This is a genomic window from Tardiphaga sp. 42S5, assembly GCF_034044155.1.
Taxonomy (GTDB): Bacteria; Pseudomonadota; Alphaproteobacteria; order Rhizobiales; family Xanthobacteraceae; genus Tardiphaga; species Tardiphaga robiniae.
Map to the genome: position 1 here is coordinate 2087717 of NZ_CP139027.1, position 26281 is coordinate 2113997.

Annotated in this window: 25 protein-coding genes and 1 riboswitch; of the genes, 19 read left to right on the forward strand and 6 right to left on the reverse strand. The window is 60.8% G+C overall.

What is annotated here, in order from left to right:
- Nucleotides 1-41 precede the first annotated feature (41 nt).
- The gene (locus tag SFY93_RS09700; protein ID WP_320446928.1) at nt 42-845 is read right to left on the reverse strand and encodes an SDR family NAD(P)-dependent oxidoreductase; all 804 of its coding nucleotides are present in this window, start codon (nt 843-845) and stop codon (nt 42-44) included.
- A gap of 91 nt (nt 846-936) precedes the next feature.
- Nucleotides 937-3132, reverse strand: a complete 2196-nt coding sequence (locus tag SFY93_RS09705) for a TonB-dependent siderophore receptor (RefSeq protein ID WP_320446929.1) — start codon at nt 3130-3132, stop codon at nt 937-939.
- Nucleotides 3133-3459: 327 nt separating this feature from the next.
- On the opposite strand from SFY93_RS09705, the gene SFY93_RS09710 reads away from it, so the two are divergent.
- Together SFY93_RS09710 and SFY93_RS09715 are read left to right on the forward strand one after the other, a co-directional pair.
- Complete coding sequence (locus SFY93_RS09710) at nt 3460-4107, forward strand: glutathione S-transferase family protein (protein ID WP_320446930.1); 648 nt, start codon at nt 3460-3462, stop codon at nt 4105-4107.
- A gap of 5 nt (nt 4108-4112) precedes the next feature.
- Nucleotides 4113-4478 carry a nuclear transport factor 2 family protein gene (locus tag SFY93_RS09715; protein ID WP_320446931.1) on the forward strand — a complete coding sequence of 122 codons (366 nt, stop codon included), beginning with the start codon at nt 4113-4115 and terminating at the stop codon, nt 4476-4478.
- Between the two features lie 729 nt (nt 4479-5207).
- On the opposite strand, the gene SFY93_RS09720 is transcribed toward SFY93_RS09715, so the two are convergent.
- Entirely contained in the window at nt 5208-6329 is a 1122-nt protein-coding gene (locus SFY93_RS09720; RefSeq protein ID WP_320446932.1) for a helix-turn-helix transcriptional regulator, read from the reverse strand.
- Nucleotides 6330-6846: 517 nt separating this feature from the next.
- Between SFY93_RS09720 and SFY93_RS09725 the strand changes: the two genes are divergently transcribed.
- Nucleotides 6847-7044, forward strand: coding sequence for a hypothetical protein (locus tag SFY93_RS09725; RefSeq protein ID WP_320446933.1), 198 nt, complete (start codon nt 6847-6849; stop codon nt 7042-7044).
- Between the two features lie 75 nt (nt 7045-7119).
- On the opposite strand, the gene SFY93_RS09730 is transcribed toward SFY93_RS09725, so the two are convergent.
- The gene (locus tag SFY93_RS09730; RefSeq protein ID WP_320446934.1) at nt 7120-7494 is read right to left on the reverse strand and encodes a hypothetical protein; all 375 of its coding nucleotides are present in this window, start codon (nt 7492-7494) and stop codon (nt 7120-7122) included.
- A 72-nt stretch (nt 7495-7566) separates the two neighbouring features.
- Between SFY93_RS09730 and SFY93_RS09735 the strand changes: the two genes are divergently transcribed.
- The 15 genes from SFY93_RS09735 to SFY93_RS09805 all read left to right on the forward strand — a co-directional run bounded on the left by SFY93_RS09735 (nt 7567) and on the right by SFY93_RS09805 (nt 23939).
- Complete coding sequence (locus SFY93_RS09735) at nt 7567-7983, forward strand: YciI family protein (RefSeq protein WP_320446935.1); 417 nt, start codon at nt 7567-7569, stop codon at nt 7981-7983.
- A 27-nt stretch (nt 7984-8010) separates the two neighbouring features.
- Nucleotides 8011-8436, forward strand: a complete 426-nt coding sequence (locus SFY93_RS09740) for a YciI family protein (RefSeq protein WP_320446936.1) — start codon at nt 8011-8013, stop codon at nt 8434-8436.
- 163 nt (nt 8437-8599) lie between these two features.
- A complete protein-coding gene (locus SFY93_RS09745) occupies nt 8600-9304 on the forward strand; it encodes a TetR/AcrR family transcriptional regulator (RefSeq protein WP_089261979.1) in 705 nt (234 codons plus the stop codon).
- A 107-nt stretch (nt 9305-9411) separates the two neighbouring features.
- The gene (locus SFY93_RS09750; RefSeq protein WP_089263604.1) at nt 9412-9891 is read left to right on the forward strand and encodes a DUF2852 domain-containing protein; all 480 of its coding nucleotides are present in this window, start codon (nt 9412-9414) and stop codon (nt 9889-9891) included.
- 388 nt (nt 9892-10279) lie between these two features.
- Entirely contained in the window at nt 10280-10993 is a 714-nt protein-coding gene (gene tolQ / locus SFY93_RS09755; protein WP_089261977.1) for a protein TolQ, read from the forward strand.
- Between the two features lie 37 nt (nt 10994-11030).
- A complete protein-coding gene (locus tag SFY93_RS09760) occupies nt 11031-11504 on the forward strand; it encodes a biopolymer transporter ExbD (RefSeq protein WP_320446937.1) in 474 nt (157 codons plus the stop codon).
- 52 nt (nt 11505-11556) lie between these two features.
- Nucleotides 11557-12588, forward strand: a complete 1032-nt coding sequence (tolA, locus tag SFY93_RS09765) for a cell envelope integrity protein TolA (protein WP_320446938.1) — start codon at nt 11557-11559, stop codon at nt 12586-12588.
- A 76-nt stretch (nt 12589-12664) separates the two neighbouring features.
- Nucleotides 12665-13990 (forward strand): Tol-Pal system beta propeller repeat protein TolB, encoded by a 1326-nt coding sequence (gene tolB, locus SFY93_RS09770; protein ID WP_320446939.1) that lies wholly within the window; start codon nt 12665-12667, stop codon nt 13988-13990.
- 186 nt (nt 13991-14176) lie between these two features.
- Nucleotides 14177-16504: a putative bifunctional diguanylate cyclase/phosphodiesterase gene (locus tag SFY93_RS09775; RefSeq protein ID WP_320446940.1), complete on the forward strand. Its 2328-nt coding sequence runs from the start codon at nt 14177-14179 to the stop codon at nt 16502-16504.
- A 161-nt stretch (nt 16505-16665) separates the two neighbouring features.
- Nucleotides 16666-17406 (forward strand): N-acyl amino acid synthase FeeM domain-containing protein, encoded by a 741-nt coding sequence (locus SFY93_RS09780; RefSeq protein WP_374725695.1) that lies wholly within the window; start codon nt 16666-16668, stop codon nt 17404-17406.
- 270 nt (nt 17407-17676) lie between these two features.
- Nucleotides 17677-18171 carry a peptidoglycan-associated lipoprotein Pal gene (gene pal / locus SFY93_RS09785; protein ID WP_068733555.1) on the forward strand — a complete coding sequence of 165 codons (495 nt, stop codon included), beginning with the start codon at nt 17677-17679 and terminating at the stop codon, nt 18169-18171.
- Between the two features lie 164 nt (nt 18172-18335).
- Nucleotides 18336-19349 carry a tol-pal system protein YbgF gene (gene ybgF / locus SFY93_RS09790; protein WP_320446941.1) on the forward strand — a complete coding sequence of 338 codons (1014 nt, stop codon included), beginning with the start codon at nt 18336-18338 and terminating at the stop codon, nt 19347-19349.
- 47 nt (nt 19350-19396) lie between these two features.
- Entirely contained in the window at nt 19397-20428 is a 1032-nt protein-coding gene (gene tilS, locus SFY93_RS09795; protein ID WP_320446942.1) for a tRNA lysidine(34) synthetase TilS, read from the forward strand.
- Nucleotides 20429-20661: 233 nt separating this feature from the next.
- Nucleotides 20662-22578, forward strand: coding sequence for an ATP-dependent zinc metalloprotease FtsH (ftsH, locus tag SFY93_RS09800; protein ID WP_320446943.1), 1917 nt, complete (start codon nt 20662-20664; stop codon nt 22576-22578).
- A 182-nt stretch (nt 22579-22760) separates the two neighbouring features.
- A complete protein-coding gene (locus SFY93_RS09805; RefSeq protein ID WP_320446944.1) occupies nt 22761-23939 on the forward strand; it encodes a glycosyltransferase family 87 protein in 1179 nt (392 codons plus the stop codon).
- Here SFY93_RS09805 and SFY93_RS09810 read toward each other — a convergent pair.
- Entirely contained in the window at nt 23911-24552 is a 642-nt protein-coding gene (locus tag SFY93_RS09810; protein WP_320446945.1) for an HD domain-containing protein, read from the reverse strand. The two genes, SFY93_RS09805 and SFY93_RS09810, sit on opposite strands and share 29 nt — an antisense overlap.
- 172 nt (nt 24553-24724) lie before the next feature.
- Here SFY93_RS09810 and SFY93_RS09815 point away from each other — a divergent pair, with 172 nt between their 5' ends.
- A complete protein-coding gene (locus tag SFY93_RS09815) occupies nt 24725-25684 on the forward strand; it encodes a GlxA family transcriptional regulator (RefSeq protein WP_320446946.1) in 960 nt (319 codons plus the stop codon).
- Nucleotides 25685-25689: 5 nt separating this feature from the next.
- Here SFY93_RS09815 and SFY93_RS09820 read toward each other — a convergent pair whose 3' ends face one another.
- On the reverse strand, nt 25690-25875 hold the full coding sequence (locus SFY93_RS09820; protein WP_175366381.1) for a hypothetical protein: 186 nt from the start codon (nt 25873-25875) through the stop codon (nt 25690-25692).
- A gap of 189 nt (nt 25876-26064) precedes the next feature.
- Nucleotides 26065-26279, forward strand: a riboswitch (cobalamin riboswitch).
- The last annotated feature ends 2 nt before the right edge of the window (nt 26280-26281 follow it).

Sequence of the window (26281 nt, forward strand, 5' to 3'; positions counted from 1 at the left end):
CAATTGGATGCTGCTGCGCGTCATCCGGGCGCTGACCTTCGCTAGCCGTTGATGCCCTCGCGCCGCAGCGTCGGCAGGCCGATGCCTGTGGCGTCGAAACCGCCGTCGACCGCCAGCATCTGGCCGGTGATATAGCTCGATCGGTCGCTGCACAGGAAGAAGATGGCGTCGGCGAGCTCGTCCTCGCCGCCATAGCGATTGAGCGGAATCGCATCGTGATAATCGGCACGGATCGCCGGCGTATGCACGGCCTTGGCCATCGCTGTTTCCACCGGGCCCGGGGCCACCGCATTGACGCGGATGCCGAGCAGCGCCAGCTCGACAGCGGACTGCTTGGTGAAGTGAATGATGCCGGCCTTGCTGGTGCCGTAGGCGACGCGCAGGGTGGACGCGCGCAGCGCCGAGATCGAGGCGATGTTGACGATGGCGCCGCCGCCATGCTCGCGCATCAGCGGAGCGGCCGCCTTGGTGCACAGGAACGGGCCGGTGAGATTCACGGCCATGATGCGTTCCCATTCCTCCAGCGTCGTCTCGAGTAGAGGCTTGAAATTCGCGATGCCGGCATTGTTGACCAGTGCATCGAGCCGGCCGAAGCGGGCCTGCGTGGCGGCAAAGGCCTTGTCGACAGCAGCGGTGTCTGAGACATCCGTATGCAGCGCCAGCGTGTTGTCGGGATCGTTCAGTGCCTTGACGCTGGCATCGAGCAGCTCGCGTTCGATATCCAGCAGCGCAACGCGATAGCCCTCGCCGAGAAAGCGCTTGGCCACGGCAAGGCCGATGCCGCGCGCGGCGCCGGTGACGAGTGCAACCTTGCGAATCTGTTCCTTGCCGTCAGCCTTGGTCATGTCCTGCCCTATCGTCTTGATCGTTGCAGGCTGTTTAGAGAACGACAACGGCCGGGACAAGCCCGGCCGCGAACTGGTTGTGGCGTTCTTCTCAGAACCGGTAGGTCGCGGTTCCCAGCACCGTGCGCCCGAGGCCGTAATAGCAGTCGCCGCGGGCGTAGCACGCCGCCACATAGCGCTCGTCGCCGATGTTGTTCGCGTTGATCTGCAGGCGGAAGGGACCGGGATCGTAGGCGATCATCATGTCGAACAGCGTATAGTCGGGAATCTTGACGAGATTGCTCTCGTCATAGGAGGTGCCGATATAACGTACGCCGGCACCGACCGTGACATCGCGCAAGCCGAGCGCCGCCAGGCGATACTTGCCCCACAGCGAAGCCTGGTTCTGGGGCACGCCTTCGACGCTGTTGCCGATATTGTCGCCGCTTTCCACCTTGGCATTGATGTAGGAGTAGCTGCCGATCAGGTCGAAATCGGGCGTGACCTTGCCGATTACTTCCAGCTCGGCGCCGCGGATGCGGACCTGTCCGATCTGGCTCGATTTGGTGATATCGGCGGATGCGGCCAGCCGGTTTCTCTCGACCGTGTCGTAGATCGCAGCGTTGATCGCCAGGACAGAGTTCGGGTTGTACTTGAAGCCCACCTCATAGGTTTCGCCACGCTGGTCCTTGCAGGGACCGTCGGCGCAGGAGCTGCCGCCATACGCCGCGCTGAAGTACACCGGATTGAACGACTGCGCCCACACCACATAGGGATTGAAGCCGAACGCGGTTTCATACATCAGGCTCGCGCGCCCGGTCGTCGCCGACCTGTCGCTGTCCTCCCCGATCCGACGCGTGCTGGCATAATCCTGACGAATGCCGAGTGTGGCGAGCCAGGGACCGAGACGCATCTGGTCCTGCCCGTAAATGCCGGTCTGGCTTTGCCGCGTGTCCGGAGCGGCAATCAGGTCGGGCACGGGCAGGCTGGTATAGACAGGCGCGTAAAGGTCGAACGGCGCCGCGTCGAAACCACCCCCGGCAGACGCGCGCGTCTTGACGTCGCGGTAATCGACGCCGAACAGGAATTTGTGCGACAGCGCGCCGGTCAGCGCCTTCACCTGGATGTTATTGTCTATGGTGAAGTTGTCCTTCGACGCCTCCTGGTTCGACGTGTAGCGGTTCACCGTGCGCTGTGCGGGATCGAGGAACGGGTCCGTCGAGAACACGTTCGCATAGACGCTGCGATAGACGCCTTCGACATGCGCGTAGCGCAGGTTCTGCGTGAACTTCACCGCATCATTGAACTGATGTTCGAAAAGGCTGCTGAGGGCGCCGGTTTCGGTCTGGTAGATATCAGTGTTGGGATCGCCGACGAAACGATCGCGCGAGATGTAGCCGCTGGCGCTCGGCACCAGCGTGCCGACGCGTGGCAGAAAACCGTTGGTGGTGCCGGTCTTGTCCTTTTGATAGGTGCCGAGCACGGTCCAGCTCGTATTGGTGGTCGGGCGCCAGGTCAGCGAGGGCGACAGCACGATGCGGTTGTCGGGCACGAAATCGACCTGGGTGCCGCTGTCGCGGAATAGGCCAACGAAGCGATACAGCCACTCGCCGTCCTTGGTCAGCTTGCCGGTCGTGTCCATCTGGACCTGCTTGCGGCCGAAATTGTCGAACGACACGCCGACTTCGTTTTTGGATTCCGCCTGCGGGCGCTTCGAGATCAGGTTGACGAGGCCTGCGGTCGACGTGTCGCCATACAGCACGGAGGCGGGGCCGCGAAACACCTCGATGCGCTCGAGCATATAGGGATCGACGCGCCACTCGTTGAACTCGTTGCGGTTGTTGACGCGTGTGCCGTCGAGATAGACGTTCGGGTCCTGGCCGCGGATCTTGAAGTAATCGTTGCGCGAATCGACGCCGCCGGGCTCGGCGAATACGCCGGGCACATAGCGCAGGGTTTCCTGGATGCTGCTGACGCCCTGATCCCTGACGCGGTCGGCGGTGACGACGCTGATCGACTGTGCCGTCTGGTTCAAGGGCGTGTCGGTCTTGGTGCCGGTTCCGCTGACCGTGGCGGAATAGCCCTGTACCGGACTCGTGCCGGTTTCAGCGCGGACAGCGGGTGCTGTGGCTACAACAGCAGCAGCAGGCGCTGCCGTGTTGCCGCGCGCCGCCGTTCGGCGACTTGTAGAGCGTGCCGCCTGCGACCGCTGCGGACGTGCCGGCGTGGCACGCGGTTTGGCCTGTTCCACAACGACGGGCGGAAGCTGGCTCTGGGCCTGCGCCGGAGCTTCGATCGCGAAGGTCATAAGAACTGCGATAGACGCTCCGAAGAGTCGCTGTGAGGTTTGGGAAATGGCCACGCTTACGCTCCTTAGCTAATTTTCAGCTAAGGCGGTAACGCGCGCGTGAGGCGGTGTGAACGGCAAACCATCGTTTCCACAGACCGCGAGTTTAGTATTGCTCCAGTTTGGAATTCCTTGATTGTTCCCGAGGCCCGGCTGCATGACTTCTGCGTCCGCCACATCGAAAAAGGGCCATGGGATGTCGGCAATAGAAAATCTCGTTCGTCCTGTGCACGGCGCCACCTGTCGGCGTCGTTTGCGAGCGATATCGTTCACCGATAGGAGGTTCCCTTGTCCCTCACATTGCATTTCCATCCGCTGTCGTCCTACTGCTGGAAGGCGCTCGTCGCGCTATACGAGAACGACACGCCGTTCACGCCGCATATGGTCAATCTCGGCGACGAGGCCGAGCGCGCGGCGCTGTTGAAACTGTGGCCGATCGGCAAATTCCCCGTGCTGGAAGATGATGAGCGCGGCGCGATCGTGCCGGAGTCCTCCATCGTCATCGAGTTTCTCGACCGGCATTTTCCCGGCCGCACGCGTTTCATCCCCGATGGCGACGCCGGCCTGCAGATGCGGTTACGCGACCGCTTCTATGATCTCTATGTGCACACGCCGACGCAGAAGATCGTCGGCGACCGTCTGGTGCCGGCTGACAAGAAGGATCCGCATGGCGTCGCCATGGCGCGGGCCCAGCTCACCACGTCCTACGGCATGATCGACAGGCAGATGGCGACGAACGTGTGGGCGATGGGCACAGCGTTCACGCTCGCCGACTGTGCGGCTGCGCCGGCGCTCTATTACGCGAACAAGGTGCATCCGTTCGGAGACGCGCATCGCAACGTCTCCGCCTATCTCGGCCGGTTGCTGGCGCGTCCATCATTCGCACGGGTGGTGAAGGAGGCGGAGCCGTACGCACACATGTTTCCGGAGGAGTGAGCATCATGAGTGCCGACAAGGCCAGGATCATCCGAGACTTGTTTGCAGCCTATCTGCGCAATGACCGCAAGGCCGTCGAAGATGCGTTCACGGACGACTTCACCTTTACGAGCCCGTTCGATGACGGGATCGACAAGATGACCTATTTCGCGCGCTGCTGGCGCGTCGCCGACTGGATCGCGCAGCATGATCTTGAGCGTATCGCCGTCGATGGCGATGTGGCTTTCGTGACCTATCGTTGCGTGGCGAAAGACGGCAAGAGTTTTCGCAACACCGAAGTCTTCGGCTTGGAGGGCGATCTCATCCGGTCGATCGATGTGTATTTCGGCGCGACTTATAAAGATGGGGTGTTTGTGAAGCAGACCGGGTAGCCCGAGTTCGTCATGGCCGGGCCTTGTCTCGGCCATCCACGCCTTCGCTTGCGGTAAAGACGTGGATACCCGGCACAAGGCCAGGGCTGTCCGGTTTAAATTTTATGGACAGGGCGCATGGCATTGATTCTTCTGTGCTCCAAGCGTTTGGCGACGTTTTGGGACGAGACTCAAACCAAGAGGATGAAAGCCGGTTGAATTTTTGACCTCAGCCCCACCAGAAACTGCTTTCGAACGCACTTATTTCTTCTGTTGTCTCGTCATGGACGAGCCAACAGAAAGGAAGCGCAGTTTCCAGATGATACTCTGTCCCCAAATCCGGGACATCTCGAACTGGAGAGGAGTTTTCCGATTTCCGAAAAATGGACGGAGGACGATCGATCGGACGCGAAAAATTAGTCATACTGGCTCACACTAGGATTAAGTTTCGAGGATTCGACGCGATAAGCGTTAGCGCGTGCAGTAAAGCCGGGATCGCCCCCTTTTTTGACGGGCGACTCGCCGATCGGAGCCAAGGACCGATCAGAGCCAAGGACCGTAGAAGCGGCCGATTTAGTCTTCTTCGTAACTCGAACGCCGAAATCGTCTGACTGCTGTCGCTGCCGCTTCGGTCCGCGCAACGGTTTGTCTGCAGCCGCTTATTGGCCCTCTACTTCTCTGATATCGTGAAAGTGCTGCTCGGCTCGGGAAATGTCTTGACCCGTTTGAGCTATAATTGCTTCCAGCGCGCTATTTCTTCGGAAGAAGTGTCGTCAAGAGTACCGCCAACTCGGGCTGCCTTCTGGCACCAGTCTTTTCGAAGACAGCTTTTAGCTGATTGCGAACGGTGTCCTTTGATACGTTTGCGCCGATGGCGAATGTCGCGAGATCTATGCCGTTCGCCACTGCCGTTGCCAAGCGAGCCTCAGCCGGTGTGAGACCGAACAGAATCCGCAGCGTCGTGGCCAAGGGAGAGCGTTGAGCCTGTGTATCGACGATCACCAGAATCGCGTGAAACGCAGACAATGGTGAAGCTGTCAGGCCGCGCAATCGCATTGGGTAGATGATCAGATTTCCGTCACTTACCTTTGGAAAGACTATTGGAGGCACCACCGACGCAACCCCGGTCCAAAGCAAAGCTCTAATCGACTGTTCAAGTCGTTCTGTCGCTCGGCGATCGAACGAACGGACACGACGCCCTGAGATAGCCAAATCCGGACCAATCAGATCATCGGCGGCCGAATTGGTGTGAACTACGTTTCCGGCCCTATCCAAAAGCAAAGCAGCTCGGTCTGAAAACTGAAATGCATCGAGTGCCGCTTCTCCCCTCGAAAACTCAAGGGCGCAACTGATCTCCGCAATTGAATCGAGCCGTTGCGACAACTGTGCCAGCCAGGAGAGTTCATTCCTCGAGAACGCACCCTGCTGGGGTGTCCTTTGGATGCTCAGGTTCCAGATGCGATCACCACGACCGACTCGAACGCCTGCAAATTCGGATAGGCCGCATCGGGCCAAGAAATCTTGGTAGAAAGAAGATCGCTTCCTCAGTTCCGCAGGCAGGCAATCATCATCGGTAGCGACCCCCTCTCTGAGAAATGTAGACGTACCAAGATATCGCTCATCACGGTCCAGCCAGCCTCCGGCGGAGTAAACCTCGAAGCTCTTTTCCATCGAAGGAGTTGCAGCTACGAAAGGGAGAGGGCCGACAACTGGAAGTAACACGGCACCATAAGAGCCTGTACACTTCGCGACTGTTTCCGCTGCTTCAGACCAGCGCCACTGATCGAGGGCGGCACTTGCTAGTGCCCCCGTTATGCGTTCGAGGTCAAAAGGATCCATCCCGCCAAGCCCCACCACGGCATACTTGGGCAATGTTCCTCCAAAGTGCATGATGTATCAATACTGTTCATGGGTTCTGACCAAGGGCTCAAGCGGCCCGTCGTCGCATTGGCACCTCTGAACGAAGATCGGGACATGCTCCCTCGAAACCGAAGCCTGACAGCGAAGGTCCTTCACTTCGCAGGAGGTCGCGGCATGCGCCACCTCGACCTTACTTCAAGTCAATTCCCTGAGTGGACGGGGTCGGCACCGGCTCAATACATGGCGGAGTGGCTGCGGGGACACTTTATTGCCGAGAAGGATATTTCTCCACCAACCCAATCGAAGGAAAAGGGAAGGGCAGGCGTAGTAAGTTGGGCGGTCGCCTGCCGTTATTTGTAAGCGCCGGCACGAAGACAATCCGCAATTATTAAAAACTAGTCCCAAATGGGTCATGCGCAGAAGTCTCCGCGCTGGATAACCTCGGAATCGCAATCGCCCTTTCGTGGCTTAAACGAAGTGATAAATTTCGTATGGCGCGCCGCAACACCAGAGTCATTGGAGCCTATTTATGAAACGCTTTGCCATTGCCGCACTTCCGGTTTTGTTAATTGGCGTACTTGTTTCAAGTGCGTCGGCAGGGCAAGGCCAGGCGCGCTCCTACGAAAGCTGCACGCAGCTTGCAGATCAGCGAGGCTTCATGGTTTCTGAAAGGGGCAGCACGCGCAAAACTTTCGTTGAACGCTGCATGAGAGGCAATCAGAAATAGCGCCCCTTAAAATCTGACCGGTGGTTCGCAAGTATGAGTTCCACCTCGGTCCATGCGACATTAACGACAATATCGTTAAATAGATGAACGACGCAGCGAGGAGCCTCGATCAGTGCTTCGAGGGCGATTTTTTTCGTCGTTGTGTTCAAGCACTGACCAAAGGACGGCGGGGTTGCGTTTATCGTCGGCAACTTCCACGCCGTAAGCGAGGCCGTCGGTGCCAAGCTTCAGGAAAATATCCGGAACGTTTTTGTAAGCAGCGTTGGTTCTGTCGCATTTCCAGAGTGGGGCATGGAAAAGCGCACCAGTTGCGGCACAGCCAGAAATTCCGAGCGATTTCGGCTGGATAGTATGTGCACCATAACGCATGCCACCCCTTAGAATATTAGTCTGCATTTTTATCAGAATATTTGGCTTGCTGTGTCGGTTTCGCAGGCGCGCCTTCGTCATTCTGACAGAGTCGAGTTTGGGGTGGCCGTTTCGCTCCACCCGGCTGACGTGAGCGCCACAAGGGAGAGACCGATGCGTTTCATGGTGATTGTGCATGCGAACAAGGACACCGAAGCCGGCGTGATGCCGACAACGGAACTGCTGACCGCGATGGGCAACTTCAATGAGGAGATGTGCAATGCCGGCGTGATGCAGGCTGGCGAGGGGCTGCATCCGACGTCGAGGGGCGCGCGCATCGCCTTTACCGGCAGTGAGCCAGTGGTGAAGCAAGGGCCGTTCGATGTAACGCGCGATCTGATTGCCGGCTTCTGGCTGATCGACGTGGCCTCCAGGGACGAGGCGATCGCGTGGATGAAGCGCGCGCCGTTCGCGGCCGGCGACGAGATCGAGATCCGTCAGGTGTTTGCGGCCGAGGATTTCGGCGACGCACTGACACCCGAATTGCGCGAGAAGGAAGAGCGTCTGCGCGCGCAAGCCGCGAAGAAATAAGCGACGAGATCAACGAGGATAGTGACCATGCGATTCATGATGCTGATGATCCCCGGCGGCTATGAGACAGCGGCGCCGGGCACCGTGCCGGAGGATGTCGAGCGCGTCGCGTCGATGATGGCCTATAACAAGGCGCTGATGGATGCCGGTGTGCTCATCACCTGCGACGGACTGCACCCGCCATCGATGGGCGCGCGGGTGTCCTTTCCATCCGGCAAGCCGGTGGTGACCGACGGGCCGTTTGCGGAATCCAAGGAGGTGCTCGGCGGCTACTGGATGATCGACGTCGCCTCGCGCGACGAGGCCATCGCCTGGGCCAGTCGCTGCCCGGCGACGCCCAACGAGGTGATCGAGATCCGCCAGGTGCAGGAAATGGCCGATTATCCGGAGGACGTGCAGGCCGTCGCCTCGGGATTCGAGGAGATGCAGACCACTGCGAAGCGGCTCGGCTGAGGCAAAATCACTGCGACGGGCATGAAACGGTCGTGTCGCAACACGGCCGCATGCCTGCCGCAGGATTTCCGCATGCGGCGGGCGTTGATTTGTTGAGGGAATTTGCGCCGGTCACACCGTTTTGGTGTGACCTTTTGGCCCGGCTCATGTTAAAGCCCTTTACATGAGCTGGCGCAAAGACAGCCGCGGCGAGCGCGGTTATCACCACGGAAATCTGAAAGAGGCCCTGCTGCAGGCGGCGCTGGGGCTGATTGCGGAGAAGGGGCCTGCGGGCTTCACCTTCGCCGATGCCGCGCGCACGGCCGGCGTCAGCGCGGCCGCGCCCTATCGCCATTTCCGCGATCGCGACGATCTTCTCGCCAGCATCGCGCAGCGTGGCTTCGAGCAGTTCGAGCTGGTGCTGACGGCGGCGTGGGACGATGGCCGGCCGAATACGGTCACGGCCTTCGAGCGGATCGGCAAGGCGTATCTCGCTTTCGCCCGCACTGAACCGGCCTTCTATTCGGCGATGTTCGAATCCGGAATCCCGGTAGATTCCAGTCCTGAACTGGCCGCGGCGGGAGAACGTGCCTTCGGTGTGATCCGTGCGGCGGCAGAACGTTTGGCCGCCTTGACGCCGCCGGGCGTGACGCGTCCACCGGCGATGATGATGGCGCTGCATATCTGGTCGCTGGCGCATGGCGTGGCCTCGCTGTTCGGCCGCGGCGATGCCGCGCGGCGCAAGCTGCCGATGTCGCCGGACGACCTGCTGGAGGCCGGCGCGCTGATTTATTTGCGCGGACTGGGCTTTCCAACCGACCAAAACGTCCACAAGTCCGACACATCTACAGCGCCCAAATCGGGTCCTTGGGGAACCGCCCCAAAATAATTCGCGGCGCTCCCCTTGCGGTCGCCTTGACAAAATCCGGCCGTGAGCTACGTATGTAAATGTTATTTACATTCACAAGCGGCATGGTGCCGCTGATGGAGAGGAAAATGGCCAACGCTGCAGATTACAATCGATGGGGTCCACCCGCCGATGATCGGGTGTCCTACCAGATGCGCTCACCATGGCACATCGTATTGATCGTGCTGGGTTTTATCATCTGGTGGCCGGTTGGCCTCGCACTTCTCTTCTTCACACTCGGGAGCAGAAAAATGGGTTGCTGGGATCGTAACGGCCGTTTCGAGAACAAGATGGAGCGGATGCAGTACAAGATGGAGCGCATGCGCAACCGCATGGAGCGCTCAGGCTTCGGGTCGGGCTTCGGCTTCGGCCCGCCGACCTCCGGCAATCGCGCCTTCGACGAATATCGCGTCGAAACCCTGCGCCGCCTCGAGGAAGAACAGCACGAGTTCAAGAACTTCCTCGATCGCCTGCGTCACGCCAAGGACAAGGAAGAGTTTGACCAGTTCATGGCGCAGCACCGCCCAAAGCCGACCCCGCCATCGGATAACAATCAGCCGCAGGGCTAACAGCCCGGAACTGATAGGCGTCAGGCGGTAGCGCCCCCTTCGCCCGATGCCGACATCGCCGCCCGTCTGATCATTCAGGCGGGCGGTTTTGCTTTGTCACGGGCCCTTCACGAACAAGCGAATACCGCTTCATTTCTCGGCCAAAACACGCTTTGGTAACTCCGCATTAACCATGACTGGCGTCTGGTAAAAGCCGCAGAAACGCGTGCAAGCCCTTGTTTTGACATGTTGGCAGGGAATTTAAGGCTCGGCTTCGGACAAGCCCTCCATGCGACACAACAAGAACATTGCACTGGCGTTCCGCGCCGCGCGCGATGCGTGGCCGCGGCATCAGCGATGAGCAAGTCGCTGGCAAATTGAGGATTTTTGCGTTGAGAGGATACCGTTCATGAATCCGGCCGATGTGGCGCAGTCAGCCCTGCCGCTGGCTTCATCCGACGTTTCGCTGATCGCGCTGTTCCTGCAGGCCCACTGGATCGTGAAAGCGGTCATGTTGGGACTGCTGGGCTGTTCGGTGTGGGTCTGGGCGATCGCGATCGACAAGATGTTCCTGTATGCGCGCACACGCCGCGCAATGGACCGGTTCGAGCAGGCCTTCTGGTCCGGCGAGTCCATCGAGGATCTGTACCGCGCGCTCTCCGCCAAGCCGACGCAGTCGATGGCGGCGTGTTTCGTCGCGGCGATGCGCGAGTGGAAGCGGTCTTTCGAAAGCCAGGCGCGCTCCTTCACCGGCTTGCAGATGCGCATCGACAAGGTGATGAACGTCTCCATCGCCCGCGAGGTCGAGCGCCTTGAGCGCCGCCTTCTGGTGCTGGCAACGGTCGGTTCGGCCGGCCCCTTCGTCGGCCTGTTCGGCACCGTCTGGGGCATCATGTCGAGCTTCCAGGCGATTGCCGCCTCGAAGAACACGTCGCTCGCCGTGGTCGCGCCTGGTATCGCCGAAGCGCTGTTCGCCACGGCCATCGGCCTTATCGCCGCCATCCCGGCGACTATTTTCTACAACAAATTCACGTCAGAAGTGAACAAACAGGCCCAGCGCCTGGAGGGGTTTGCCGACGAGTTTTCAGCGATCCTGTCGCGCCAGATCGACGAGCGCGTCTGATGGGTGACGAATTGAACCTTGAAGTGAGCACCCTGTCATGGGGATGAATATGGGCTCGGGCGGTGGTAGCGGAGGCCGGCGCGGGCGTCGGCGTGCTGCCGTCATGGCCGAGATCAACGTCACCCCGATGGTCGACGTCATGCTCGTGTTGATGATCATCTTCATGGTGTCGGCGCCGCTGATGACCTCGACCATCGATATCGACCTGCCGATCGCGAGCGGCGGCAAGTCGGTGTCAGCAAATACGCCGCCGCTCACCGTATCGGTGAAGCGTACCGGCGGCGGCTGCAATTCGGCTGTCGAAACCTATGTTGGCGATGCTCTGGTACCGGCAAGCGAACTCGCCGCCAAGATCACGGCGATCCGGGCCACGCGGTCGGAGACGGACAATACCGTGTTTCTGCGCGGCGACCGCGACGTCTGCTACACGGACATGATGAAATTGCTCGGCACAGTGCGGGCGGCCGGGTTCAAGGCCAATATCGTGATCCTGCCGGAGCAGGGGACGTAAGCTCGTGGAACAGCCGGTTGATCTGGGCAGGAGCAGGATTGGAAATCTGATCGTGAAGGTCGACAAGACACTCATTGCATCGGTAGCGCTGCACGTCATCGTGATCGGGTGGGGACTTCTCACGTTCTCTTCCAAGGCATTGGAAGTGATGCCGGAGGATTCCGTCGGGGTCGACATCAGCGTCGAAAGCCAGTCCATGGTCGGTCAAAAGACCGGCAAGAAGGAAAATCCGAAGCCGAAGGTGGAGAAGGTCGCCGAGGCCAAGCCGCCGGTCGAGGATACCGTCGGCAAGATCGACGACAAGAAGCCGCCGGTGATCACCGAGACGGCGCCGAAGGAACAGCCGAAGACTGACGAGAAAGCGGCGGCCGAAGCAGCGAAGGCAGAGGCTGCGGCAAAGGCCGAGGCTGCAGCGAAAGCCGCGGCCGATGCCAAGGCAAAGGCAGAAGCCAAAGCGGCGGCGGTGGCCGACGCCAAGGCAGAGGCTGAAGCGAAGGCCGAGGCTGACGCCAAGGCGCAAACAGAAGCCAAGGCGAAGGCCGAAGCGCAAGCCAAGGCTAAAGCAGAAGCCAAAGCGAAGGCTGAGGCCAAAGCCAAGGCTGACGCCGACGCGAAGGCCAAGGCGGAAGCACAGGCCAAGGCAGCAGAGGCCAAGAAGGCCGAGCGCGTGTTCGATCAGTCGAAGATCGCGGCGCTGATCGACAAGCGCGATCCGACCCGGAATTCGGTGACGGGGTCCGACCTCAATCCGAACGAGGCTCTGGGTTTGGCGAAAGGCAATGCGAGCCACAACGTCGCCACTTGGGGCGCAATGTTCAAGTCGCAGGTAGAGCGCTGCTGGAAGAAGCCCTATGGCGGCATCGAAGCGCAGATGACCGAGTCGATTTTCAGCGTCAAGCTGAAGCGTGACGGGTCGTTGGAAACGACGCCGGTTGCCATCAGCAATCCATCGACGCCGTATTTCCGCGTCTATCAGGAGAGCGCACTGCGTGCGATCATCGAATGCGCGCCGTATAAACTGCCTACGGCGTTTTTTGACGAGTGGAAGTTTTTCGAACCCGTTTTCACCGAACGACGGTCATGAGCACGTCACTCCTGGTGACGATCACGAATACCGAGCAAAGCCCGCAATAATGACCGACAAGAATGGATTGCCCCCGATGTTGTTTCGCCCAAGCCGCCGACAGATCATCACAGGAATGGCGGCGACCGGTCTGCTGATGGGCACCAGCGCGCGAACCGCCTTCGGGCAGGCGCGCGTGCAGATCACGGAAGGCAATGTCGCGCCGCTGCCGATCGCAATCCCCAATTTCTCCGCTGGCACTGGCGCGGACAATGAGGTGAGCGTCGGCGTCTCGCAGGTCATTACCAACAATCTCAAGCGCAGCGGTCTGTTCGCGCCGATCGATCCGGCGGCCTTCGTCGAGAAGGCCATCAATATCGACGCGCCGCCGAACTTCGTGAACTGGAAGACCGTCAATGCACAGGCGCTAGTCACTGGCCGCATGACCCGGCAGGGCGATGGTCGCCTGAAGGCCGAATTCCGGCTGTGGGACGTCGCCACCGGTCAGCAATTGGCCGGCCAGCAATATTTCACCTCGCCGGAATACTGGCGTCGTATCGCCCACATCATTTCCGACCAGATCTATGAGCGCCTGACCGGCGAGAAAGGCTATTTCGATAGCCGCGTGGTCTTCGTTGACGAAACGGGCTCCAAGGAGCGCCGCGTCAAGCGACTGGCGCTGATGGATCAGGACGGTGCCAATGTGCGTTACCTGACGCGTGGTGCCGATCTGGTGCTGACGCCGCGGTTCTCGCCGTCGACGCAAGAGATCACCTATATGGAATTCGGCCAGGGTGATCCCAAGGTCTATCTCTTCAATATCGAGACAGGCCAGCGTGAGGTTGTCGGCAACTTCCCGGGCATGTCGTTCTCGCCGCGTTTCTCGCCGGATGGCCAGCGCGTCATCATGAGCCTGCAGCAGGGCGGCAATTCCAACCTGTTCGTTATGGACCTGCGGTCGAAATCGACGACGCGACTTACCGACACGCCGGCAATCGACACCTCGCCGTCATATTCTCCGGATGGCTCGAAGATCTGCTTCGAATCGGATCGCGGCGGCAAGCCGCAGATCTATACGATGGCGGCAACCGGCGGCGGTGCCCAGCGCATCTCGTTCGGCGAAGGCAGCTATTCGACCCCGGTCTGGTCGCCGCGCGGCGACTACATCGCTTTCACCAAGCAAGGCGGCGGGCAGTTCTCGATCGGCATCATGAAGCCCGACGGGTCCGGTGAGCGGCTGCTGACGTCGGGCTATCACAACGAAGGTCCGACCTTCGCGCCGAACGGTCGCGTGATTATGTTCTTCCGCGATATGGGAGGAGGGCCGTCGCTCTTTACGGTCGACGTGTCCGGCCGTAACGAGCTCAAGGTCCCGACGCCTGGCTTCGCGTCCGACCCGGCCTGGTCGCCATTACTATCGTAAATAAACGATTAGCGGCGACGGGCGGATTACCGGCTATTCCCGGCAAACTTTGCCCACCGTGCTGAAATCACGAGTAGATTTGCTGTTTATGCGAATGCGTAAACAGTTCGCTAACGATCTTCCCTCAGAAAGACTTCATCAGGACCCGGTACCAATGTGCGCCTGAACAGGACGCATTTACGCCCGATGCAGCTCGCCGATCACAACCGGACGAACAGCAAATCGATGTCGCCGTCGATCTACACGGCGCTCGTCGATTCATTGTTCGAGAACCCGATTCCGATGCTGGCCGGTGCGGTCTGTGCCGGAACCGGCGCAGTCATGACTGCGGTGAAGACCGGCAATCCTTTGCTGTGGCCATGCGCCGCCCTGATCATCGTCATTGGCGCTTTGCGGGCCCTTCAGCTTAGCCGCTATGAAAAGCGCGAGACCGCGCTGACGCCCGACGAGGCGATCCGCTGGGAATTCAATTACATGGTTGGCGGCTCGCTCTATGCAGCCGCGTTGGGCCTGTGGTGTTGGGTCGTTCTGCTCGGAAGCGATGATCCGGTCGCACATATGCTCGGTACGGCAGTGACGGTCGCTTATATCGCGGCCGGTGCTGGCCGAACCTATGGCCGTCCGAAGATCGCGCAGTTGCAGGTGCTGCTGGCGTGCGGTCCGATGGCGCTGGCTCTGATTATCCACGGTGACTTCTACTATATCGGCTTTGCGTTTCTGAACGTCCTGTTCTTTGTCGGCCTGCGCCGGATCACGCTTCGTCTGCATGACGTCTACGTCAAGGCGCTGCTGGCCACCGAGCGGGTCGGCTCCATCGCCGGCCAGTTCGATACGGCGCTGAACAACATGCCCAACGGCCTGTGCATGTTTGGCGCCGATGGTCGGTTGGCGGTGCTCAACAATCACTTTACCGCAATGATGGAGATTTCAGAGGATCTCGTGCAGCGCGGCGTGACTGCGCGCGAAGTCGTCTCGCTCTGCGTCAATGCGGGGACGGTGTCGTCGGCCAGCGCGATGACCATCATCACCGAGATTGAAAGCTCGAAGGCAGCCGAAATCACGACCCTTGATCATGCCCACGAGAGTGAACGTGCATTGTCGTGGAAGTTTCAGCCGATGGTCGGCGGCGGCACGGTCGTTCTGCTTGAAGACATTACCGAGCGCCGCAATTCCGAAGCGCGTATCAGCCACATGGCGCGTTTTGACGAATTGACGGGGCTGCCGAACCGGGTCAGTTTCCGGAACGAAATCGGCCGCATGCTGAAGAGCTCGGACCAATCCACGCTGTCGGCCCTGCTGTTCGTCGATCTCGATCAGTTCAAGCAGGTCAACGATACGCTTGGTCATCCATGCGGCGATCAGCTGTTGTGCATGGTCGCCGATCGGCTGCGCGAAATGTTGCGCGCTGATGACTTCGTGGCCCGTTTTGGCGGTGACGAATTTGTCGTGTTCCAACGTGCCATCAAGACAAATCATGATGCAGCCGATCTGGCGCGTCGCATCGTCGAACGGCTCAGTGAGCGCTACGAGGTCGACAATCATCAGGTCGAGATCGGAGCCAGCGTCGGCATCGCCTTGACGGAACCCGATGTCAGCGCTGACAATCTTTTGAAGAACGCCGATATGGCGTTGTATCGTGCGAAGGCCTCCGGCCGTGGCACCTTCTGCTTCTTCCGCGACGAGATGGCCCAGACGGTCGAGGCGCGCCGCGTGCTCGAACTGGATCTGCGCCAGGCGCTCGCCAATGAAGAATTCGAGATTTACTACCAGCCACTGGTCAATCTGAAGTCGGGACGCATCTCGACCTGCGAAGCGCTGCTGCGCTGGAATCATCCTGTCCGCGGCACTGTTTCGCCGGTCGATATCATTCCCGTCGCAGAAGACATGGGCCTGATCGTCGATCTTGGCCGCTGGATTCTGCGCAAGGCCTGTATCGAATGCATGAAGTGGCCGGACGCGGTCAGCGTCGCCGTCAACTTCTCGTCGCAGCAGTTTCATCAGCGCGATGTGTTGAGCGAGGTACGCTACGCCCTCGATGTGTCCGGGCTGCCGGCGCGTCGTCTCGAGATCGAGATCACCGAATCGTCGCTGCTACGTAACACGCAGTGGACCCACGATGCCCTCGCGCAGCTTCACGCAGCAGGCTGCCGGATTTCGCTCGACGATTTCGGTACCGGCTATTCGAGCCTGAGCTATCTGCACAATTTCCCGCTGCAGAAAGTGAAAATCGACCGCTCGTTCCTCGAGGGGATCGATACGGATCGTCCGCTGACGCTGCTGCGCGGCGTGGCGCGCCTCAGTGCTGATCTCGGAATGACCGTGGTCGTCGAAGGCATCGAGACCAACGAGCAACTCGAGCTGATCAGCGCCGACGGCACGATCAGTGAGGCGCAGGGCTATCTGTTCAGCCGTCCGGTGCCTGCGACCCGGATTAGGCAGCTCCTGGACGCGTCTCACGGACGTCGCGTGACCGAGCCCGGCGCCAATGTCGAGGCCACGCGCGCGCCGGCCTGACCAGCCGCGGGCCACACTCTCGAATTTCTATTTCCATTCGTTTCGCGCGCCGAATAGGCCAAAAGGGTTAACCACATTGTGGCAGAACCTTTGACAACTTTTAAGAAAGCTTTAACGTTTCCTTACTCGCGTAGTCATGGCGTTGGTGCGTAGGAGACGGAATGATGGCTTCGGCCGATCAAGCGACTGAGGCTTCGAAGCGCAGCGATATTCTCGACCGGGTTGACTACCGTCTTGCCGAAACCGAAGCTGAGAAAGAGGCGATCTATAGCCTGCGCTATAGGGCCTATCTCCATGAGGGGGCCATCGAGCCTCGCGCGGATCGCCGTCTCGCCGACCGTTTCGACGATTTGCCGAATTCATGGACTTTCGGGATATTCGTTGATGGCGAGCTCGCCAGTTCGCTGCGCGTCAGCGTAGCGACGCCGGACAATCCGGAAACGCCTGCCGTCGATGCATTCGGAGACCTGTTGCGTCCCGAGCTGGACAAAGGGAAGATCATCGTCGACCCGAACCGCTTCGTGGCCGACCCGAACAACCGCACCAAGTTTCCTGAATTGCCCTATATGACGGTTCGGCTGGGCTATGTCGCCTGCGGCTATTTCAAAGCCGATATAGGGACGGCGACCGTGCGCGCCGAGCATCGTGCGTTCTATCGCAAGGTTTTCCTGCAGACGCCGATGTGCGAGCCGCGGCCCTATCCGACGCTGACCAAGCCGCTATGCCTGATGGCGGCCGACTACGCCGCGGTGCGCGAACGCATTTTCATGCGCTACCCACATTTCCGCTCCAGTCTCTTCGAGCAGCGGGCTCTGTTCGAGCGCAAGAGCGAGCCCCTGGCGCCGGATCTCCATTCATCCGAGTTCCATATCGCCCAGGCCGCGGTGTTGCCCCGCACCTGAGGGCGAAGGGGGGCGACAGTCCGGTCGCCGGTCATTGCTGACTATCCCGGCAGTCCCGCAGCGGGATTCTGCCTAAAACCAGCTGCTTTCTCAGAACCTTCACCGTCGCGCCACATTTGCCAACCATTAACCACGTCGTTGCTTTTTCGCGGCCTGTGGCTTTTGATCGGTTTTGGCAACACCTCATCAAGGTTGACGGAACGTTCGCTTAACCAACGCCCTGTAGACCGAATGACAGTTGGGTAAAGCGTGAGCGTGGAGGCTCCGGGAATGAAGCATCAGATGCGTATCCTCCAGGGATTAAAACTGGCTGCAGTGCTGGCCGTGGCGCTGTCGATGGGCGCCTGCGCCAACAAGAACGGTTTGGGTGCCGATGGCGCGATGGCCAATGCCGCCACGCCGGGCAGCCAGCAGGACTTCGTCGTCAATGTCGGCGATCGCGTGTTCTTCGAGAGCGATCAGACCGAACTGTCGCCGCAGGCGATCGCGACCCTGGACAAGCAGGCGCAGTGGCTGCAGCAGTACAACCGCTATTCCTTCACCATCGAAGGTCATGCGGACGAGCGCGGCACCCGCGAATACAACATTGCCCTCGGCGCCCGCCGTGCCCAGTCGGTTCGCACCTTCCTGGCCTCGCGCGGTATCGATGCCAGCCGGATGCGCACCATCTCTTATGGCAAGGAACGCCCGGTCGCGGTGTGTAACGACATCTCGTGCTGGTCGCAGAACCGCCGTGCGGTCACCGTGCTGAACGCCGGCGCGTAAGCGACGTCTGATATCAAACAAAACGGCGTCTGCCCCCGGGGCAGGCGCCGTTTTTGTTTTCAACGGGCGCCTTTGTCGCTGTCGAAAGTCACATTTTTGGCGTAGTGAAATTCTCATCGTGATGCGCGCCAATGGGGCGTGAAACCGGTCATTTTCAGGCTCAAATGTCATCCAGATCTCATTCGCTAGCCGGCGCTGCGTTATTGTCTGTCCTGCTCGTGACGGCATCGCCCGTATCCGCGCAGTTGTTCGGTCAACCGGCTCCCCGTCAGCAGGGCTACGGCCAGCAATCGGGCGACGACGATGCCGACCAAGGCTTGCAGATCGAGCGGTTGCAGAACCAACTGCGGCAGCTCACCGGCCAGAATGAAGAACTGCAGTTCCGCAATCGGCAGCTCGAGGATCAGCTCCGGCAGTTGCAGGCCGGCGGCGCCCCAGCGGGCGCAGGAGGCCGTCCCAATGTCGCTGGCGCGCCGGTCCAGCAGCCGCCGATGCAGCAGGCTCCCGTGCATCAGCCCGGTTACAATCAGCAACAGCCGCAGATCGCGGCACCTGCACCAATTGCTCAGGATCCCGCGCCAGCTCCTCGCGCAGGCCGTCGTAACGATGCGTTCGATCCCAATGCGAACCCCAATGCGCCGGGCGTGCCGCGCGCGCTGGGTGGCGGGCAGCAGCCGATGCCGGCAAACGCACCGGTCGGTGCACAGGGCGGTCGTGGGGCCGGCGAGCCGCTCCCGCTGGGCAATGCCGCCCAGGGCGGAGCTGCGCCAGCACTGACGACGTTGCCGCCGGGCGCGACCCCGAAGGACGAGTTCGATCTCGGCATCGGCTATATGCAGCGTCGCGATTATGCGCTGGCCGAAGAGACTATGCGCAACTTCGCCCAGAAATATCCTGGCGATCCAATGATTGCGGATTCGCAGTATTGGCTCGGCGAGAGCTTCTTCCAGCGCCAGAAATATCGCGATGCCGCCGAGACATTCCTGGGCGTGACCACGAAATACGACACCTCCGCCAAGGCGCCCGATGCCTTGCTGCGGCTTGGCCAGTCGCTGGCCGCGCTGAAGGAAAAGGAAGCCGCCTGTGCCGCCTTCGGTGAAGTGACGCGGAAATATCCCCGTGCCTCGGCCGGCGTGAAACAGGGCGTGGATCGCGAGCAAAAACGCGTTAAGTGCTAGGTGATCGACCCGGACAATCAGCCGGGTCGCAACCGGTTCTGACGCGCATGTCCGACGACGACCAGTCGCCGATTTCGGCCCAGATGGCGAAACAGCTATTCGCTGACTGGGCGTCCGCGCCAGCATTGGTCCTGGCCGTGTCCGGCGGTCCTGATTCCGTCGCCCTGATGTGGCTCGCCGCGCGTTGGCGGCGTGCGCTCAAACGCGGCCCCGATCTTATTGCCGTGACCATCGACCATGGTTTACGACCTGAAGCGGCCCGCGAGGCCCGCGACGTGAAGCGGCTCGCGGCATCTCTCGATATTCCTCACCGCACTCTCCGCTGGACTGGCGCCAAGCCGAAAACCGGACTGCCTGCCGCGGCCCGCGATGCGCGCTATCTGCTGCTGGCTAAGGCCGCGCGCAGCGTTGGAGCATTCCATGTACTGACTGCCCACACCCGCGACGATCAGGCCGAGACCCTGCTGATGCGGATGGCGCGCGGCAGCGGCATCGCCGGGCTCGCAGGCATGGCGCGGCTGACCGAGCGTGACGGCATCCAGCTCGCGCGTCCCTTTTTGCACATCGCGAAGGCGCAACTTGTTGCGACGCTGACCAAAGCGAAAATCGACTTCGCGACCGATCCGAGTAACTCCGATCCGAGCTACACCCGTCCGCGGCTGCGGGCTCTGATGCCGGCGCTGGCGTCCGAGGGCTTCGATGCGCGAAATCTCGCCCGGCTGGCGACGCGGCTGCGGCGTGCCGATGCTGCGCTGGAACTGATGGTCGACGGGGCAGAGCGGTTTCTGGCACTGCGCAGCCCGGGCAGGGTGCCCGAAGCCATCGATGCGGGAGCATTTGCGGGGCTGGCGGAGGAAATTCGCGTTCGATTGTTGCTGCGGATGATCGATCAGGTCGGGCACGAAGGGCCGGCCGAGCTCGGCAAGGTCGAAACGCTTGTATTCGCCATCGTTCAGGCCACGCGATCGGGCGGGAAAGGTACTCTGCTGAAGCAGACGCTCGCCGGTGCCATGATCACGCTGACGCAGGACCGCCTGAGAATCGTTCCGGCGCCGCCCAGGCGTCGCCGCGCCGATTGAGTGCAAAGAGCTACCTGTGGCCCCACAGTACCTTAACCACCGTGGGAAAACCCTGTCAGCACTGCCATTATTTGAACCGGAAATGCGCGTAGATGCGTTAAATAGTCCATCCCAGTTCCCTTGGCAGCGCCCTCGGTCGCACCTAGATTGTATCCGACCGACCCAGGGTGAACCCTTGTGGCGACCCACAAGGGAATAAGGCCGCGATTTCGCGCGGCGACGAAGGAAGATCGATGAACGCGAACCTGCGCAATTTTGCCCTCTGGGTCATTATCGTTTTGTTGCTGCTGGCGCTGTTCACGCTTTTCCAGAATCCTGGTCAGCGCACCGCCTCGCAGGACATTTCGTTCTCGCAGCTCCTCACCGAAGTTGATCAAAATCACGTCCGCGATGTCGTAATCCAGGGTCCCGAGATTCACGGCACCTTCACCAACGGCTCCAGCTTCCAGACCTATGCCCCGAGCGACCCGACCCTGATCAAGCGTCTGTATGACGCCAAGGTCTCGATCACCGCGAAGGCTCCGGGCGACAACGTGCCGTGGTTCGTGTCGCTGCTCGTCTCATGGCTGCCGTTCATCGCGCTGATCGGCGTGTGGATCTTCCTGTCGCGCCAGATGCAGGGCGGCGCCGGCAAGGCGATGGGCTTCGGAAAGTCGCGCGCCAAGATGCTGACGGAAGCGCATGGCCGCGTGACGTTCGAAGACGTCGCCGGCGTCGACGAAGCCAAGCAGGATCTGCAGGAAATCGTCGAATTCCTGCGCGACCCCGGCAAGTATCAGCGCCTCGGCGGACGTATCCCGCGCGGCGTGCTGCTGGTTGGCCCTCCCGGCACCGGTAAGACGCTGATCGCGCGTGCGGTCGCGGGCGAAGCCAATGTGCCGTTCTTCACCATTTCGGGTTCGGACTTCGTCGAAATGTTCGTCGGCGTCGGCGCATCCCGTGTGCGCGACATGTTCGAGCAGGCCAAGAAGAATGCGCCCTGCATCATCTTCATCGACGAAATCGACGCTGTCGGCCGTCATCGTGGCGCCGGTCTCGGCGGCGGCAATGACGAGCGCGAACAGACCCTCAACCAGTTGCTGGTCGAGATGGACGGCTTCGAGGCCAATGAAGGCGTGATCCTGATCGCCGCCACCAACCGTCCGGACGTGCTGGATCCCGCGCTGCTGCGTCCCGGCCGTTTTGACCGTCAGGTCGTGGTGCCAAATCCGGACGTTGTCGGTCGCGAGCAGATCCTCAAGGTCCATGTCCGCAAGGTGCCGCTGGCGCCGGATATCAATCTCAAGACCATCGCACGCGGCACGCCCGGTTTCTCCGGCGCTGATCTGATGAACCTCGTCAACGAGGCCGCACTGACTGCCGCGCGCCGCAACAAGCGTATGGTGACGCAGAGCGAGTTCGAAGAGGCCAAGGACAAGGTGATGATGGGCGCCGAGCGCAAGTCGCTGGTGATGTCCGAGGAAGAGAAGATGCTGACGGCCTATCACGAAGGCGGTCACGCCATCGTCGGCCTCAACGTCATCGCCACCGACCCGATCCACAAGGCGACGATCATTCCGCGCGGCCGTGCGCTCGGCATGGTCATGCAGCTGCCGGAACGCGACAAGATGTCGATGTCCCTGGAGCAGATGACCTCGCGCCTCGCCATCATGATGGGCGGCCGCGTTGCTGAAGAATTGATCTTCGGCCGCAACAAGGTCACCTCGGGTGCGTCCTCCGACATCGAGCAGGCCACGCGCTTGGCTCGTATGATGGTCACGCGCTGGGGCCTGTCGCAAGAACTCGGCACGGTCTCCTATGGCGAGAACAATGACGAAGTGTTCCTCGGCATGCAGGTTAACCGCCAGCAGAACGTTTCGGAATCGACCGCGCAGAAGATCGACTCCGAAGTGAAGCGCCTGGTCGCAGAAGGTTACGACGAGGCCACCAAGATTCTCACCGAGAAGCGCGATGACCTTGAAACGCTGGCCAAGGGCTTGCTCGAATTCGAAACCCTCTCGGGCGACGAGATCACGGATTTGCTGAACGGCAAGAAGCCGAACCGCGAGTCGGTGCTGGAACCATCGGGCCCGCGCACCTCGGCTGTGCCGCCCGCTGGCAAGCCGCGCCCGCGTCCGGACGGTGGCCTGGAGCCGCAGCCGCAGGCGTAAAGTCGTCACACGAAACATGCAAAACGCGGCCGAAAGGCCGCGTTTTTTGTTATCTGTAGCTCGAATGGAGCGAGGTACGATCCGGGGACCACGTCTCACTTAAACCTTCCTCAAACTTCCCTCGGCACTGTCGCCCGGCGCCCTTGATGCGCATTGGGGACCCTATGCCAGCGCCGCTCATCATGACTTCGATACCTGAGCGTGGCCCTGTTCCGCCGGCGCTGCTGATCGTCTGCACGATCCTGACGATGCTGCATCTCGCCTTCTTTCCGACCTTCTACGGTCGCGGCTGGATCTATGAAGACGGCCTCCGCTCGCCCACCGACTTCGTCAATGTGTGGTCTGCCGGGCGATTGGTGCTCGATGGTCATCCGGCCTGGGCCTATGACTGGGACATCCAGAAAAAGGTCCAGATAGCGGTTCTCGGTCAGAGCTATCCCGGCAATTTCGCCTGGCATTATCCGCCGCCGTTCCTGTTCATCGCGGCACTGCTCGCAAAGCTGCCTTATGCCGTGGCCTTTGCCAGCTGGGCTGCAGTCAGCTTCGTGCCGTATCTGGCGGCGATGCGTGCGATCGTCGGTCGTCCCTTCGGCCTTTTATTGGCTGCGGCTTTTCCGGTGGTGATGACCAACGGCCTTGTCGGGCAGAACGGATTTCTGACAGCGGCGCTGATCGGCGGCATGCTGGTGCTGCTGCCGACCCGGCCGATCCTGTCGGGGATCTGTCTGGGCCTGCTCAGCTACAAGCCGCAATACGGATTTCTGTTTCCGCTGATGCTGATCGCGGCGGCACAATGGAAGGCGTTTGTCAGCGCAGGTATCACCACAGTGCTGCTGGCCGCGGTGTCGTGGCTCGCTTTCGGCACCGAAAGTTGGCAGGCCTTTATTCACTGGATGCCGATGTTCTCGCAGGCCTTCCTCACCGAAGGCCGCGCGCCATGGGGCAAGATGCAGAGCATCTTCGCACTGGTGCGCTATTTTGACGGCAGCGAGCCGCTGGCCTGGACGTTTCAGTGGATCATGATTGGTGCCGTCGTAGCGGTGCTGGTGCCGTTTTGGCGCAGCAGCGTGCGATATGAATTGAAAGCCGCTGCACTGGCGGTCGGCGCCTTGCTCACGACGCCCTACCTTTTCCTGTACGACGTGATGGTGCTTGCGATTGCCATCGGCTTCATCGCCCGTATCGGTCTCGCGGAAGGCTTTCGCCGTCACGAACTGCCGGTGCTCGGTCTCGCTGCTGCGCTGCTGATCGCCTATCCATTTCTCGGCGCTCCCACGGGCTTTGGCGCAACGCTGCTGGTGGCAGCGTTGATCGCCATGCGCGTGCGGGAGTCTATTCGCTCCACGCCGAGTTCAGGATGATGCTGCAGAAATTCCCGCGTTTGTAGGTGGGGTCGCGGAGGTCGAGCACGTCAGCCTTGACGTTGCCGAAGGTGGTCTCCGGCTTGTGGATCGTCCCTGCAGCGAACGCATCGATGATCCCGTTCTTGAAGTCATGGCCGCGCGGATGGCAGGCACACACTTCGTGGCGCTGATGTGCCGTGAAGGCGTCGTACTCAAGACCCAGCACATCCATCTCGACACCAGCCGTGACGAGCGCCACCACGGGCCGCTTGTGCTTGGGAATGCCCGGTGTCGTGTGAAGCGCGATGGCGTCCCAGACATCGTCGATGTCGCGCTCATCGATACTGTGGCTGCGCAGAAAGTCCGCCGCAGCATTCGCGCCATCGACTTCGAAACGTTCATCCTTGCTCGCATAGGGCGCCTGTAAGCCCATGTCGTGAAACATCGCGCCGACATAAAGTAACTCGGAATCGACCTTGAGACCCTTGCGCTGTCCGGCGAGCGCGCCGAACAGGAAAACCCGATTGGAATGATGATACAGAAGATCGCTTTCGGTGTCGCGCACCAGCTGATCGACCTGGCGGGCGAGGGCGCTGTCAGGGACTTTGATGCCGGCAATGGTCTTGCTCATGAGATGCTCCTTGCGGGGGTGTTGTGATGCATCCGTTGTCGCCGGCGGGCGGTGTCCTCGCAATCGCGCCGCGCCCTGCAAAGCTGCCATTCGCCCGTGATTTCCTGCCGCAAGACGACTATCTATTCAGAATGACTTGGGCCTGTCCTCGCCGTCGGAATGAAGCATCACCATGAAGACCGTTGCTCTTGCGATCTTTCCGGGCGTCCAGTCGCTGGACGTAGCCGGTCCGCTTGATGTGTTCATGGAGGCCAATCGCTTCGTTGCACCGGGCGACGGCTACGACATTACACTTGTCGCTGCAGACTGCGCGCCGCTGCGTGCATCGAACGGTTTGCGGATATCCGCCGATCTGGCGTTCAGTGATGCGAACAAGCCCTGGGATCTGGTGCTGGTGGCCGGCGGGCCAGGGCTGCCGACGGCGGAGGCGGATCCGCAGCTCACAGAGTGGCTGGCCAATGCGGCGCTCCAGGCGGGGCGTTATGGTTCGGTGTGCACCGGGGCATTCGCGCTCGGCCATGCAGGCTTGCTCGACGACAAGACGGTGACGACGCACTGGCAGAACGCGCCGCTATTGGCGCTGCGTTTTCCCAAAGCGCATGTGGAGTTCGATCGCATCTATAGTCGTGACGGTGCGCTGGTGACGTCAGCCGGCGTCACCGCAGGCATCGATCTGGGTCTCGCGCTGGTCCAGGAGGATCATGGCGCGGATGTTGCGCTGGCCGTGGCCAAGCGTCTGGTTGTGGTGGCGCAGCGCCAGGGTGGCCAGTCGCAATTCAGTCCGTATCTGGTACCGCCGGCCGAGCCGGACTCGCCGATCGCGCGAGTCCATACCCATGTGATGGCCCATCTGCGTGACGCACACAGCGTGGATGAACTGGCCGATGTGGCGGGCATGAGCGCGCGGACCTTCGCGCGGGTGTTCAAGCACGAAACAAAGATGACGCCGGCTGATTTTGTCGAGGGCGCCAGGATCGACACGGCGCGTAACCGTCTCGAAGGCAGCGATCTTCCACTCAAGGTGGTGGCTTATGAATCCGGTTTCACCACCGCCGAACATATGCGTCAGGTCTTCGTGCGACGGCTGGGTCTGACGCCCAGCCAGTATCGGGCCAGCTTTCGCGCGGTCTGATCCGCTCAGGCGAGTTGCAACGAAGAAATCGGATCGCTCGCAGGAAAGCTGTCCATCAGCGCTTCGTTCAGCATCTCGTCGAGGCGGCGCCGGGCGATCTGCTCCGTCGTCTCGAACGCCGTGAGCGCGCCTGCGTGCTCCACGAAATCGTTGAAGTTGATCCTTTCAGTGGTCGTCATCAGGTCGCGCATCGCATCCTCCATCGGTTGATCACGATGTTCTGCGCTTCGCGGTGCTCGGCGGCAACGAATCGCATCGTGCAGAAACCGCCAACGACCCCGCGGTTTCCGCCACGCAAGCGGTTGTCCACTGAACCAACAGCCCTACCGAATTTGTTGCGTTCGGCTCCAATGCCCGCTTGACACTACACCGCGGGTCACACCAAATGTAGATGTCACGGTCCGCCCTGTCGCAAGACTTGGTGGCTAAGAGGGAAGCCGGTAAAGACGTTGTTTTTCGTCATATTCCGGCGCTGCCCCCGCAACTGTAAGCAGTGAGTCTGTTTCGATTGAAGTCACTGATGCGCAAGCATCGGGAAGGCTGAAACAGACATTGACCTGCGAGCCAGGAGACCTGCCGCGACACCAGAACGTCCAT